17 protein-coding genes are annotated in these 13,223 nt (G+C 38.4%); 13 read left to right on the forward strand and 4 right to left on the reverse strand.

Going from position 1 to position 13,223, the window contains the following annotated elements; all coding sequences use genetic code 11:
* Window positions 1-32: 32 nt before the first annotated feature.
* Window positions 33-920, reverse strand: a complete 888-nt coding sequence (locus tag IHV09_RS05180; RefSeq protein ID WP_231618131.1) for a COX15/CtaA family protein — start codon at window positions 918-920, stop codon at window positions 33-35.
* 379 nt (window positions 921-1,299) lie between these two features.
* Between IHV09_RS05180 and cyoE the strand changes: the two genes are divergently transcribed.
* The 7 genes from cyoE to IHV09_RS05215 all read left to right on the forward strand — a co-directional run bounded on the left by cyoE (window position 1,300) and on the right by IHV09_RS05215 (window position 8,259).
* Entirely contained in the window at window positions 1,300-2,193 is an 894-nt protein-coding gene (gene cyoE / locus IHV09_RS05185; RefSeq protein ID WP_197191353.1) for a heme o synthase, read from the forward strand.
* Between the two features lie 258 nt (window positions 2,194-2,451).
* A complete protein-coding gene (coxB, locus tag IHV09_RS05190) occupies window positions 2,452-3,471 on the forward strand; it encodes a cytochrome c oxidase subunit II (protein ID WP_137789773.1) in 1,020 nt (339 codons plus the stop codon).
* A 31-nt stretch (window positions 3,472-3,502) separates the two neighbouring features.
* Window positions 3,503-5,347, forward strand: a complete 1,845-nt coding sequence (gene ctaD / locus IHV09_RS05195; RefSeq protein ID WP_332873631.1) for a cytochrome c oxidase subunit I — start codon at window positions 3,503-3,505, stop codon at window positions 5,345-5,347.
* Window positions 5,347-5,967, forward strand: a complete 621-nt coding sequence (locus tag IHV09_RS05200) for a cytochrome c oxidase subunit 3 (protein WP_144700988.1) — start codon at window positions 5,347-5,349, stop codon at window positions 5,965-5,967. The genes ctaD and IHV09_RS05200 overlap by 1 nt, the downstream gene beginning before the upstream one ends.
* A 4-nt stretch (window positions 5,968-5,971) precedes the next feature.
* A complete protein-coding gene (locus IHV09_RS05205; protein WP_066393364.1) occupies window positions 5,972-6,316 on the forward strand; it encodes a cytochrome C oxidase subunit IV family protein in 345 nt (114 codons plus the stop codon).
* A 135-nt stretch (window positions 6,317-6,451) separates the two neighbouring features.
* A complete protein-coding gene (locus IHV09_RS05210; RefSeq protein ID WP_197127621.1) occupies window positions 6,452-7,324 on the forward strand; it encodes a cytochrome c oxidase assembly protein in 873 nt (290 codons plus the stop codon).
* Window positions 7,325-7,542: 218 nt separating this feature from the next.
* Window positions 7,543-8,259: a nucleotidyltransferase domain-containing protein gene (locus IHV09_RS05215; RefSeq protein WP_197191352.1), complete on the forward strand. Its 717-nt coding sequence runs from the start codon at window positions 7,543-7,545 to the stop codon at window positions 8,257-8,259.
* Window positions 8,260-8,288: 29 nt separating this feature from the next.
* Here the strand turns inward: IHV09_RS05215 and IHV09_RS05220 are convergent, their stop codons facing one another.
* Entirely contained in the window at window positions 8,289-8,639 is a 351-nt protein-coding gene (locus tag IHV09_RS05220; protein ID WP_197127622.1) for a YugN family protein, read from the reverse strand.
* A gap of 158 nt (window positions 8,640-8,797) precedes the next feature.
* Here IHV09_RS05220 and IHV09_RS05225 point away from each other — a divergent pair, with 158 nt between their 5' ends.
* Together IHV09_RS05225 and IHV09_RS05230 are read left to right on the forward strand one after the other, a co-directional pair.
* A complete protein-coding gene (locus IHV09_RS05225; RefSeq protein ID WP_197263789.1) occupies window positions 8,798-9,226 on the forward strand; it encodes a CBS domain-containing protein in 429 nt (142 codons plus the stop codon).
* A 124-nt stretch (window positions 9,227-9,350) separates the two neighbouring features.
* Window positions 9,351-10,382, forward strand: coding sequence for a CAP domain-containing protein (locus IHV09_RS05230; RefSeq protein WP_197127624.1), 1,032 nt, complete (start codon window positions 9,351-9,353; stop codon window positions 10,380-10,382).
* A 75-nt stretch (window positions 10,383-10,457) separates the two neighbouring features.
* Here the strand turns inward: IHV09_RS05230 and IHV09_RS05235 are convergent, their stop codons facing one another.
* On the reverse strand, window positions 10,458-10,937 hold the full coding sequence (locus IHV09_RS05235) for a PaaI family thioesterase (RefSeq protein WP_197191213.1): 480 nt from the start codon (window positions 10,935-10,937) through the stop codon (window positions 10,458-10,460).
* Window positions 10,938-11,109: 172 nt separating this feature from the next.
* On the opposite strand from IHV09_RS05235, the gene ylbD reads away from it, so the two are divergent.
* The 4 genes from ylbD (at window position 11,110) to IHV09_RS05255 (ending at window position 12,871) form a co-directional block, all read left to right on the forward strand.
* The gene (ylbD, locus tag IHV09_RS05240) at window positions 11,110-11,514 is read left to right on the forward strand and encodes a YlbD family protein (protein WP_197127626.1); all 405 of its coding nucleotides are present in this window, start codon (window positions 11,110-11,112) and stop codon (window positions 11,512-11,514) included.
* Window positions 11,515-11,529: 15 nt separating this feature from the next.
* Window positions 11,530-11,832, forward strand: coding sequence for a YlbE-like family protein (locus IHV09_RS05245; RefSeq protein WP_197191212.1), 303 nt, complete (start codon window positions 11,530-11,532; stop codon window positions 11,830-11,832).
* 64 nt (window positions 11,833-11,896) lie between these two features.
* The gene (locus IHV09_RS05250; protein WP_197127628.1) at window positions 11,897-12,322 is read left to right on the forward strand and encodes a hypothetical protein; all 426 of its coding nucleotides are present in this window, start codon (window positions 11,897-11,899) and stop codon (window positions 12,320-12,322) included.
* A gap of 114 nt (window positions 12,323-12,436) precedes the next feature.
* On the forward strand, window positions 12,437-12,871 hold the full coding sequence (locus IHV09_RS05255) for a YlbF family regulator (protein ID WP_197263790.1): 435 nt from the start codon (window positions 12,437-12,439) through the stop codon (window positions 12,869-12,871).
* 2 nt (window positions 12,872-12,873) lie between these two features.
* Here IHV09_RS05255 and IHV09_RS05260 read toward each other — a convergent pair whose 3' ends face one another.
* A complete protein-coding gene (locus tag IHV09_RS05260) occupies window positions 12,874-13,194 on the reverse strand; it encodes a hypothetical protein (RefSeq protein ID WP_197263791.1) in 321 nt (106 codons plus the stop codon).
* Between the last annotated feature and the right edge of the window lie 29 nt (window positions 13,195-13,223).

Below are 13,223 nucleotides of genomic sequence, written 5' to 3' on the forward strand. Positions count from 1 at the left end.
CAAGGTGCAAAACGTGCACCTTGGTTTTTTATTTATTTTCGATATACGATCAATGCTAAGTAACTTAAGGTTCCAAATAGGAAGGATATGATCAATCCGTGACCAAGAGCCACGAACAGATTTAAATTGGTATATACGATCAATGCTCCAGATACACCTTGGAGAATGACGAAAAGTAGAGCGAAATGAAATCCTTTTGTTACTACTTTTTGATCGCTATAGTATTTTCGAGCATGATACCAAGCATATACGATCCAAATAAACAGGACGATAGCTGCAATTCGGTGCAACAGATGAATGCTTGCTTGAGATCCTATCGTTGCGAATATGGTTCCGTTACATAAAGGGAACTCCGGACCACAGCCCATGCTCGAACCTGTATGCCTTACGAGCGCACCCGTGTATACAACAGCATACAGATAAGCGAATAACCAATAGATGTTCTTTTTAAATGCGGGTGATACTTTTGCAATAAATGGACGATCAGGATCTTCAAAAGAAAGAATCGCTATCAAGAGAACGCTCGCGAACGAAACTAGTGAAAAGCCGAAATGAGATGCAAGAACGGCTGAAGATTGACTCCAAATTACTGCAGCGGCTCCTAAAAGTCCTTGAAGGATAATAAAGAATACAGCTGATCCAGCTAATATCTTTATTTCTTTTCTATGTGGTTCTCGTCTCCAAGCCCAAATCGCGAGTATGATAACGAGCAGCCCAAGCCATGCTGATACAAACCGATGACTTACTTCAATAATGGTTTCAAGTTTTGGTGCAGTAGGTAAGATTTCTCCATAACAGAGAGGCCATGAGTTACCGCATCCGTCACCTGAGCCAGTTTTTGTTACAACAGCTCCCATCAGTAATACGAGCAACATACCTAGTGAAGTAATAATAGAATAAATTTGATAAAATCTTTTCAAATCAATCACCTGCTTTTTTTGTCCTATAACCGTTCACAAATTTGTAATATTTTCAACAAGTATTACAGACACCCACATCGTACAAATAATATAAGATACTGTCTATATTAGTCGAAGTATACAAAGCACTATATTTGTTTTATAATGTTAGAGGACATTTTCTTTATATATCACTATCCTATCATATAGGTAAAACGTTCTACTTTACATATTGTGAACAGATGAAGACATTTTTTTACCGTTGATTTTAGAGTCAAGCCCATATAGAATGAATGAGGGCTTAAATAACAGCAAAAGCAAGATTTGGAACATTTTACTCTAAAAGGAGGTGTATCTGTTGAGCAAAACTCCAACTGCATATGAAGTCGCTAACAAAGTAATGGAACCCGGACCTCTATCTGAAGCGAACCCTACAGGCACCTGGAAAGATTTTTTGACCATCGCGAAGCTCGGGATCGTTATGAGTAACTTGATTACAACATTTGCTGGATTCTTTCTAGCTTTAAAATATAACAATCATTTGTTCTCTGACAAGATTGGTGCTTTAGTTCTTTGTATTCTGGGTGCGGCACTAGTTATCGCTGGTGGCTGTTGCTTGAATAACTATATTGATAGAGATATAGACCAGCTGATGGAGCGTACCATTGAGCGCCCGACAGTTACGGGCAGGATCAGTGCGAATCAAGTACTTTGGGTAGGTATTAGTCTTTCCGCAATCGGAACAGTTATGCTTGCGATGACTACCTTAACGGCAGCGGTAATGGGGTTGATCGGACTTTTCGTATATGTTGTCGTTTACACGATGTGGCTGAAACGAACTCATTCTATTAATACCGTTGTTGGGGGAATATCTGGGGCAGTACCGCCTTTAATCGGTTGGGCAGCTGTAGATGCTAACCTTCATTGGGTGGCATGGATTTTATTCTTAATCATGTTTTTATGGCAACCGCCACATTTTTTGGCGCTTGCGATGAAAAGATGTGAAGATTATCGAAAAGCGGGAATTCCGATGCTTCCTGTTGTATCTGGCTTCGCATTAACGAAGCGTCAGATGATCTGGTATGTAGCTGCATTACTTCCTGTGTCTCTTTACCTGTTCGAATTTGGTATCGTCTACTTGATCTTGGCTGCTGTGTTAGGAACAGGTTGGCTGATTCTAGCATTATCAGGCTTAAAGACAAAGGATGACATGAAATGGGCTCGTATGATGTTCGTTTATTCGTTGAATTATATGACCATTATGTTTGTTGCGATGATCTTAGTGAACATATAGATTTTATACTGGAACAGCGCGATCGTGCTGTTCCTATAATCGCCTTTACATAAAAGGGCTTTCATAAAAAAAGTATAGATGAAGGCTGATCGTTTGTAATCACTCTTAAGAGTGAACCCGTTATATAAAGAAAAAAGTTTAAATTTTTCGTAAGATCTACTTTTGCTATTTCCATTCAAATAACATATTTATTTGAATTGAATAGATAGAACATTCAGTCAAAACAGACTACAACGAGAAAGTGGGGTATATGTAGTGATGAAAAAATGGCTACAAAAAGGGCGTTTTCTTTCCTTATTTGCCATGTTGGCTCTTCTTTTGATGGGGTGCGGAGATCCGACTCTATCAACTTTGATTCCGCAAGGTGAAGTTGCTGACAAACAGTTCCAGCTGATGCTGATCTCTATTAGTATTATGATTCTGGTTCTGGTGGTAGTTTTCGTTCTTTATGCATTCGTATTATTGAAGTTTAGAAAGAAAAAAGGTGACAATTCTACACCTAAGCAAGTGGAAGGTAACCACATGCTTGAACTATTATGGACAGTTATTCCAATTCTTTTGCTTATTATCTTAGCTGTACCAACTGTTATGAGAACGTTTGAATTCTCTGCAGATGCAAAACCAGCTTCAAAGAACGAGTTAAGCATAAAGGTTACTGGACACCAATATTGGTGGGAGTTTGAGTATCCGAAAGAAGAATTGATCACTTCTCAGGAATTGGTTCTTCCGGCAGATACGAAAGTACACGTTGAATTATCTTCTGCTGATGTTATTCACTCATTCTGGATTCCTTCACTAGCTGGTAAGACAGATACAAACCCTGGTGATAAAAACAAGAACTATATGTGGTTTGATACGGGAAGTCAGACAGACGTAGTGTACAAAGGGAAGTGTGCTGAACTTTGTGGTGCATCCCATGCTTTGATGGACTTTAAAGTAAGAGTTGTTTCTAAAGAAGACTACAAGAACTGGGTTGCGGGCTATAAAGCGGCTGACGACAAATCTTCTGCTAATGCTGATGGACAACAAGTCTTTGAAAAGAACTGTTTATCTTGTCACGCTGTTGGACAAAACGGCGGGAACACAGGACCTAGCTTAACTGGTTTTGGGGATAAAGACCGTGTAGCAGGTATCTTAGAACATGATAAAGAAAATCTGAAAAAGTGGATCAAGGACCCTCAAGAAGTTAAACCAGGCAACAACATGCCTAAAGTAAATCTTTCTGACGAGGAAATTGATGCCGTTTCGGATTACTTGTTAGGTCTTAAATTGAAATAGTCTTAAGCATTGCAAAAAAGGAGGTTACACCGTGGCAACTCACGAAAGTCACAAAAAGAGAAGTGGGTTAATGGATTGGCTCACTACCGTTGACCATAAAAAGATCGGTATTCTGTATCTTTTGGCTGGTGGCTTCTTCTTCTTAATCGGAGGACTTGAAGCAGTTTTAATGCGTATTCAACTTATGGAACCAGACAGCAAGATTTTCACTGGTGAACTTTATAATCAATTATTAACGATGCATGGAACAACGATGATCTTCTTGGCAGCCATGCCGATTATCTTTGGTTTCATGAATGCGATCGTTCCTTTACAGTTAGGAGCTCGTGACGTAGCGTTTCCTTATGTAAACGCAGTCGGGTTCTGGCTATTCTTCTTCGGAGGAGTGCTATTGAACTTAAGTTGGTTCTTAGGCGGAGCTCCTGAAGCTGGATGGACAGCATATGCTCCGCTATCAACTGTAGCAGAAGATACAGGTGTTGACTTTTATGTACTTGGTCTTCAAATTGCCGGAGCTGGTACTCTTGCAGGAGGAATTAACTTCCTTGTAACGATTATCAACATGCGTGCACCTGGTATGACATTTATGCGTATGCCATTGTTCACATGGGCTTCATTTGTTACTTCTGGGCTTATTCTTTTCGCATTCCCTGCACTTACAGTAGGCTTCTTCTTACTGATGTTCGAACGTGTATTTGATGCTAATTTCTTTAATCCAGATATGGGTGGTAACATTTTGATCTGGGAACACATTTTCTGGATTTTTGGTCACCCGGAAGTATATATCTTAATTCTTCCAGCATTCGGTATTATCTCTGAAGTTATTTCTACATTCTCAAATAAGCGCTTGTTTGGTTATAGCGCAATGGTATTTGCAACAGTGCTTATCGGATTCTTAGGATTCATGGTTTGGGTTCACCACATGTTCACTGTTGGTTTAGGACCTGTAGCAAACTCAATCTTTGCTGTAGCAACTATGGCAATCGCGATTCCAACTGGTGTTAAGATCTTTAACTGGATCTTCACGATGTGGGGCGGACAGATTCGTTTCTCTACAGCTATGCTTTTCGCAGTTGGATTTGTTCCAACTTTCGTAATGGGTGGAGTTACTGGGGTAATGCTTTCTGTACCTGCTGCTGACTACCAATATCATGACAGTTATTTCGTAGTAGCTCACTTCCATTATGTAATCGTTGGTGGTTTGATTTTAGGATTGTTCTCAGGGTTATACTATTGGTACCCTAGAATGTTTAACCGCGTATTGAATGAAACACTTGGTAAGTGGAATTTCTGGTTGTTCTTTATCGGTTTCCATTTAACGTTCTTCCCTCAGCACTGGTTAGGACTAATGGGTATGCCTAGACGTGTTTATACATATATGTCTGGACAAGATCTTGATGGAGCAAACTTTGTAAGTACGATCGGTGCGATTCTTATGGGTGCAGGTACCATTGTACTTTTAATCAACATCATCATTTCTGCATCATCTAAATATGCAACAACAAAAGATCCATGGGATGGCCGTACACTAGAATGGGCTATGCCAGTTCCAACACCAGAATACAATTTCGCTCAAACACCACTAGTACGTGGTCTAGATGCATTGTATGTTGAGAAGACAGCTGGTAATGGAGAAATGACACCTGCAGAACCTGTAGGAGAAATTCATATGCCGAATGGATCGATCCTGCCGTTTATTTTATCTTTAGGAATGTTCATTTCTGGTTTTGGTTTTATCTACTCGAACTGGTACGTAGCAGGAGCAGGTCTAGGGCTTGTATTGATCACCATGTTCTTACGTTCTATTATTGATGATCACGGGTATCATATTCATAAAGAAGAAGTTGAAGCAGACATTAAAGGGGGTAGAGCTTAATGAATGCTGGAGAACGTTTAACAGATGCGAATTTCCCTGCTCATCCTGAAAAAGCTACCCTTGAAGGTAAGAACAAATTTTTAGGATTCTGGTTATTCCTTGGTGGAGAAACGGTATTATTTGCAACGCTTTTTGGAACATATCTTGGTCTTAGAAATATGCATTTAGACGGCCCTTCTGGGGCAGAACTATTTTCACTGCCATTAGTATTTCTAGCTACAATGCTGCTACTAACTAGTTCACTTACGAGTGTGTACGCAGTACTTTCTTTAAAGCAGAACAAAGTACGTTCATTGCAAGGCTGGTTCCTCGTAACATTATTATTAGGTCTTGGATTCTTAGGTCTAGAGATTTATGAGTTCATACATTATGTTCACGAAGGACATACGTTTACAAGCTCTGCGTTTGGTTCAGCTTTCTATACGTTAGTAGGTTTCCACGGAGCACACGTATTGTTTGGAATTCTTTGGATCACAACATTGTTAGCAAGAAACTGGAACAGAGGGATTACATTATCTAATGCTCCAAAATATTATTTGTTTGCTCTATATTGGCACTTTGTCGATGTTGTATGGGTATTCATTTTTACCGTTGTTTATCTAATGGGAAAGGTAGGCTAAACTCATGGCTAATCACACACAAAACCCTGAAACTACCGTTCATCGTCACGAAGAGATTCAGCGTAAGCTTGCCTTGAAAGAGGAGCGTAAGCATCATAACGTTTCTTTTGTCATGATGATTCTTTTAACAATCGTTGCATTCTTTGCGATCTGGAGTGACAAGATTAGTGATTCATTTGCTGTTTTGTTTATCCTAACACTGGCAGTTGTTCAAGTTTTCTTCCAGCTATATGTTTGGATGCACTTAAGCCACAAAGGACATGACTTCCCAATCTGGGGTATGGCAAGTGGTATATTGGTTGCAGCTATTACAGTAGCTTCCTTAATGGGACTTATTTGGACATCGTAATCAAGGAAGGGCTGCATCTCGTATGCAGCCCTTTTTATTTGTTACAATATTAAGAATTGTCACTATTATTCCGTACAAGTACCAACTATGATTGATATAGTATTTATGGGTACTTTTATAAAGGAGATGACAGACATGCATCATAATCATCATGTTCATCATACTAGTTTAAGTGATTATAACTGGTACGAGCTTTTTCCGCCTTCGATATATGTTTTAGCCATCATTCTTGCGTTCGTTTACTTTCGGTTTGTTGCGAAAGATAAACAGGGTAAGAAGCTTGCGACGAAATGGCAGCAGACTTCAATGATCGCTTCACTTTTGTTGATGATCATTATAAAAGGTACGCCTGTTCAGGTTTTAGGACATAATTATTTATTCAGTGTTCACATGGTACAGATGGCTGTTCTTTATTTAATGATCGCACCTCTTATGATACTTGGGATTCCTGAGGTGAGATGGAAAAGTTGGTTAAGTAAGAAAACAATCCTTACTCGGATTTTTCATTTCCTTACTAAACCGTTGCTAGCATTGCTTATCTTTAACGCAGTATTTTCTTTGTATCATATTCCTTTAGTGTTTGATGCAGCCGTTTCAAACCCTGTTATTCATTATGGGTATCATGCTTTATTATTAATAACGGCTTATACGATGTGGTGGCCGGTTCTTTGTCCGGTTAGAGAGCTTGATACGTTGTCAGACATTAAAAAGATCGGATACGTGTTTGCTAATGGTGTACTAATGACTCCAGCTTGTGCGTTGATCATGTTTGCAGATTTTCAGCTTTATGAAACTTATAGAAATGTGCCACAATTGTTTGAAACGATGACGCCGAAAGAAGATCAGCATGTAGGTGGAGTTACAATGAAGATCTTCCAAGAAGTGATTTATGCCTTTGTACTCGGATTAATCTTTACGAGATGGGTGAAAAAAGAACGACTGCGTGATAAGGCGGACTTGGAGCTAATTAAACGACAAAATAATCAATTGAAACCTGAATTAAAGTAACCGGCATTTTTGCGGGTTATTTTTTTTGTCTAAACCTAAGTTTATACTTGCAAACAACATGATTTCAGATGCATATAATCTCCTCACGGCGCTGGAAAAGCGAATGTTATGAAATATATCTAAAAAAGACGTACAAAATCACAACAAAAAAAAGAAATTGCTCGTTGGTGTCGAAATATATAGTAAAGCCGAGTAGAAAGGAAAGAAAAATCATGAGAATCAGTGCCAGACAAGCCGCTAAAAAATTTATAGAGTCTCATTATCCAAACTGTGATGTAGCCTATCTGGCTGGCAGTGTCGTTAGGGGAGAAGAAACAGAAAGCTCTGATTTAGATATCATCATCATAGATAGTTCTATCAGTGAGTCATATCGTGAATCACTTACCGAGTATGACTGGCCGATTGAGGTTTTTGTTCACAACATGTTTACTTACAAACGCTTTTTCAAACAAAATATCGACAGAGCCAGACCCTCACTTCCACAAATGTGTGCTGAAGGCATCATTCTTCGTGACTCAGGGCATGCGTCACGGATTAAGAATGAAGCTTTACAGTTATTAAAAGCAGGGCCAACTCCGTGGAAGACGATTGAGATCGAGCAAGCACGTTATTTCTTAACCGATCTATTAAACGATCTAGAAGGTTCTACAAACGTCTTAGAGGATTTATTTATCGTTTCAAAACTTGCTGATCGTACACATGAATTTGTTTTACGTGTTAATGGACATTGGATCGGGGAAGGAAAGTGGATTCTTCGGGCTTTAAAAGAGTATAGCGAACCTTTTGCTGAACAATTCGCTTCTGTATTTGATGAATATTATTTCAATCGCTCCAAATCAAAAGTCATTGGATTTGTTGATGAAGTGCTCGCTCCATATGGTGGCAGGCTATTTGAAGGGTACTCCTCTCAATCTCCAGAAAGAGCTGCTGAATAAAAAAAACCCCTCATGCAAGAGGGGTTTTTTTAAACATGTAACTCACTATGCAGTGCTTCGATCAATTTGTTGCATTGATTAACTACGTGTTTTGGGAATACTTCGTCGTATTCTACACCATGCGGGTAGTAATGTTTCCCTACATAAGGTGTTCCAAGTTCAACTTTAGCATGTGGTGTTTCTGTTTCTGCTTCAATAACATGACAAGGGAAACGGAAGTAGTAAACGTCACCATTCGTCATATCTTCAAATTTGTAATCATATGTAATACGTTCATAATCCCATTGGCCAGCACGGATCATGCCATGGTTATCCATCACATGCTCTAAAAGTGAAAACTCAACAACCTTCCCGTTTAAGCCGCTTTCTTCAAATTTCATTGTGAAACCTCCTAGGAATTCAATAAAAAATAATAATCACTTCTTAATGATATTATGAAAGCGCTAAAGATGCAATCATTGTCAAAAGTGCGCATATTTGTTTTTCTTTCGTAAAGCATAAAGAAGTATAGATTTAAAATAACGAGGAGGTAATGTTTGTGAAAAAGGTAAGTGACATCATGACGAGGAATGTAGATTATGTAACACCACAAGACAATGTTTACGAAGTAGCCGTAAAAATGAAGCAGGATAATGTAGGTGTTATTCCTGTTTGTGAGAATGATCAAATTATCGGTGTAATCACGGATCGAGATATTGTCGTCCGGGGAGTTGCTGAGAAACGTCCAGGGTCTACAAAGGTATCCGATGTTATGAGCGATAATCTGTTTACAGGCTCTGCAGATATGACAGTTGAAGAAGCAGCGGAACTTATGGCAGACAAACAAGTAAGAATACTTCCAATCGTAGAGAACAATAAACTTGTAGGGATTATCTCGTTAGGAGATCTTTCCCTAGCTAAAGAGAGTGACTCCGCTGCAGGACATACCCTTTCACAAGTTTCTGAGCAAAGAGATCAGATTCAATAATTGATGTTGATTATATAAAACAGTTCCTTTTATAGGGGAGCTGTTTTATTTTTGAAAGGTTTCATCCAAACACATACCCTCTATGCTAAACTAAGAAGAGAAGAAAGATATAGGGGGAACCATTATGCGAGGATTGGTTACTTTTTTCCTATCCGTTTTTATTTTGATTGGCTTATTTTTTTATGATGTACTACCAGAATTCACAGTCGAGAAAGAAAAGCCTGATACAAAAGTAGAGTACATAGAAGAAACATTAAAGATTCCTGATGATGCTGTTTCTAACTGGGTTGGTAAAGATATATCTGAATTTAAAGAGCAATGGGGAGAACCTGAAAGGATAGATCCATCTAGCTATGGTTATGATTGGTACATATATGGAAACAAGAGTCCAAAAGGATATCTGCAAGCAGGTGTAGAAAACGGAAAAGTAGTTACGTTGTTTGTCATTGGATCTGATGTGAATACATCACCATTTACGATTGGAGAGAATTCAAACACGATCATCCAAAAGTTTCCGATTGAGAGTGACATCACTATTAACGACGGAGAAGATTTCTTTAGATTTGAACTGTCTGAGCAAGAAGTTATGCTGCGTCCACTGATTAAATTGAAAGATAACATTTGGGTACAGCTTTATTTTGATAAGTTTACGAATCAGCTATCCAGTGTTAGATATACTACTTCGGATGTCTTGTTAAAACAAAGGCCATACTCGATCGTTTATCGAGGAGATCTTCCCCCGCTTGGGCAGTTAAGCGATGATGAACAAAAAAAGGTAGATCAATCTGAAGAACAGCAAGTTTTTGAGTTAACGAATATTATCCGTCTTAAATACGACAAAAATCCGTTGCAGTGGGATGAGAAAACTTCGGAAGTAGCGTTTTTGCATTCAAAAGATATGTTAGATCAGCAATATTTCTCTCATGAGAGTAAGGATGGACGAACGCTTTCAGATAGGCTGCAGCAAAAGCAAGTAAAGTTTCTGCAAGCGGGAGAGAATATAGCTGCAAACTATACGGATGGTATAGCAGCTGTAGAAGGCTGGATGAACAGTGAAGGGCATAGGAACACACTTTTAAACAATGAGTACACTCATTTAGGAGTGGGTGTAGATAATAAGTATTACACACAGAATTTCTTAGTACCTATGAAGTAAACAGAGATAGTAAAGCTGAACCTCAAAAGGTTCAGCTCTTTTTTTTTTGAGAAGGTATTTTAGAGGAATTTTCTGTTATTCGGCAAGTTTAAAGAATGTACCTGATGCAGAAGCGATTAAAGTACCTTTTTCGTTACGTACTTTTCCATCCATACGGACCAATTGTCTGCCATTATGTACGACTTCAGCACGGCAAATGAACAACTCTCCAACGCCAGGTGTTAAAAAGTCTACTTTTAATTCGACAGTCACAGCACCTCTTTTGTTACCTGGAACAAGGCTGGCCATCGTGCCCATTGCTGTATCTAAAAGTGTTGCGGTTAAGCCGCCATGTAAGATTCCGATTGCATTGTCGAGTAAGGGAGAATTGGGCATCTCCATCTCTAACGTATGATCATTGATTCTAGTTGTTTTAAAATCTAATAAAGAAGCAATGTGTGTCTTATGCTGCTTTTCTCTTTTCGTTTTCAAACTGTTTAAGAAACGTTTCATGACTTGTTGCTCTAGTTCAGTACTGGTTTCGAAATACTCGTTCCACTCGTCCTTAATGTTCAATAGTCTCTCCCTCAATCTTTTTTTATTTTTATTGTACCTTTTTGGGCGGATGAGAATAAAGTAAACAGAATTAACTTTGCATGAATAATAAAAAATGGGCGCACCAATTTATGGGCACTTATGTATCATGTAGTAAACATCATTCGTCAGTGGATGGCTGGGGGTGGATTCTGTGGTAAAGACTGATATAGAAAGTTTCAAGGAGTTCGTTCATAAACATCCTGATTTAATTAAGGAAGTGAAGAAGAATAAGAGGCCTTGGAAAGAAGTTTATCAGGATTGGATTGTTTTGGGAGAAGAACATGAAAGCTGGAATCAGTATGCAAAAGATAAGGATAAAGATAAAAAACAAGAAGATCGCTCTAAGTCTGAGAAGACAAGAACAGAACTTACAGTTGGAGATATTGTTGCTGGTTTAAGTAAACTGCAAATAACGGATGTACAAAAATATTTATCCCAATTTGGTAGTCTGATGGATGCGGTTCAAGAACTATTACAGCAATTTAACAATCAGTCTGACAGACCGAACCAACAGCCGGAAAATAGAATGAATGATTATCCTTCATATAGGGATTAAAAGGATGTGTGCGGTGTGCGAAGAGAAATTCTCGAATACTTAAATACAAGACCTGACTTGAAATATTATATAAGAGAAAAACCAGAGTGGTATAGAAAGCTGAGTAGAAACCCTTTTTCAGTGTCTGAGCTGGAAGAGGGTGCGAAAGTGTTTTACGGGCGTACCTTCGGGCAAAGAGTGGATCGTTTTCATCAACAGGTACAAAACTTTGGCTTATTAATGGAATTGATCTCTGTAATGGGTGATGAAGTAAAAGGAAGCGATGCTCCTATGCCGAATGATTTTCAGCCAATGCCAGACTCTCTAAACAACGGTTAAGAGTTTTTGAGGGATAATAAGAATCAATAAGGAAAAAACTACTTCTATAAGGAGTGGTTTTTTTATGAAAATAAGAAATAGACGGATTTATGCAGGTGGTCTATTAGTGATTATCGTGCTCACACTATTTACGATTACCAAATTCCACGAAGGAACTTCTGAGTCCAAACCAAAAGCTGTAGAGGTATCTGCTTCATATCCAATCATGGATAAAGACTGGGCAGTCAATTATCATGTGAAAAAGCAGCGGATCTATTTTGAGAATATTATTTCAAGGTTTTCCTTCCAAGGTGGTCTTACGAAGACACCAGGAAATAAGGATGGATACATTGCTGTTTTTGTAAACAATAAGTGGAAGATGAATGCTAATCAATCCATGTTCATCTTAAAGAATATGAATCCTGGTAAGCACAAGATTACTCTGCAGCTGAAGAAGAAAGATGGATCTGATTACGGATTAAAGAAAAATATAGTCGTTCAAGTTCGATAACTCTTCAATTTATGAAGAGTTTTATTTTTTGTAAGAAGTCTGCTATGCTTTTAAGTCTATTCAATATCCGCTATAATAGATTAGAAACCTCATACCTAAAGGGAGGTGTGACGTATGAGTTTAGACCAAAGTGTATTGCTGGAAGAATCATTAGCATTAGCAGAGATGGTTGCTGATTCCAGTGTTGCATTAGCATATAGAGAGTCAAAATATAACCTAGAGCAAGATGTTGAAGCTCAGAAAATGATTGCTCGTTTCACAAAAATGAAAGAACAGTATGAAGAAGTACAGCGATTTGGTAAATATCATCCTGATTTTCATACCGTTTCAACACAAGTTCGTACTCTTAAACGGGAGCTTGATTTTCATGAAAATATAGCTCAATTTAAGAAAGCAGAAAAAGAACTTGAAAATTTATTGATGGAATGCAGCAAAATCATTGCTTACAGTGTATCTCAACAGATTAAAGTTCCTACAGGCAATCCGTTCTTCGATGAGAGCTCTTGCAGTGGTGGATGTGGTTCAGGCGGATCCTGTGGCTGTGCTTAAACTTAGTCTCTAAACCGAATGCAGTCAAAACATAAGTTTCCGCAGCAGAACATTTTTTCTTGCGGTACTAAAAAACGCATCCGGTATACATGAAGATTTTCTTCTGATCTTACAAATGTAAGGTTTAATGTTAGCCGTTTCCCTTTCATAGCTTTTACGGCATGTTTTTTTACAGAATCAGTTGAGTGATCGATTGAAAACTGCGAAGAAACCGTTACATATATGAAAGGGATACCGGCCATCATTTTTTTTTCAACATGAATGATTGAAGGGTCTTGTTTAATTCGATTCAAAAAATGTTCCCAAACGTTGTTTAAGTCCAATCTACATCACTTCCTAACAGGGATTATTC

It is taken from the genome of Fictibacillus sp. 23RED33 (genome assembly GCF_015903925.1).
GTDB classification, from domain to species: Bacteria; Bacillota; Bacilli; order Bacillales; family Fictibacillaceae; genus Fictibacillus; species Fictibacillus phosphorivorans.

Excerpts from the sequence above, each read along its gene's own strand:
- coxB (WP_137789773.1), top strand. The coding sequence starts at position 2,452 with ATGAAAAAATGGCTACAAAAAGGGCGTTTTCTTTCCTTATTTGCCATG.
- IHV09_RS05200 (WP_144700988.1), top strand. The coding sequence starts at position 5,347 with ATGAATGCTGGAGAACGTTTAACAGATGCGAATTTCCCTGCTCATCCT.
- cyoE (WP_197191353.1), top strand. The coding sequence starts at position 1,300 with ATGGAACCCGGACCTCTATCTGAAGCGAACCCTACAGGCACCTGGAAA.
- IHV09_RS05210 (WP_197127621.1), top strand. The coding sequence starts at position 6,452 with ATGCATCATAATCATCATGTTCATCATACTAGTTTAAGTGATTATAAC.
- IHV09_RS05205 (WP_066393364.1), top strand. The coding sequence starts at position 5,972 with ATGGCTAATCACACACAAAACCCTGAAACTACCGTTCATCGTCACGAA.
- IHV09_RS05230 (WP_197127624.1), top strand. The coding sequence starts at position 9,351 with ATGCGAGGATTGGTTACTTTTTTCCTATCCGTTTTTATTTTGATTGGC.
- IHV09_RS05250 (WP_197127628.1), top strand. The coding sequence starts at position 11,897 with ATGAAAATAAGAAATAGACGGATTTATGCAGGTGGTCTATTAGTGATT.
- IHV09_RS05220 (WP_197127622.1), bottom strand. The coding sequence starts at position 8,639 with ATGAAATTTGAAGAAAGCGGCTTAAACGGGAAGGTTGTTGAGTTTTCA.
- IHV09_RS05255 (WP_197263790.1), top strand. The coding sequence starts at position 12,437 with ATGAGTTTAGACCAAAGTGTATTGCTGGAAGAATCATTAGCATTAGCA.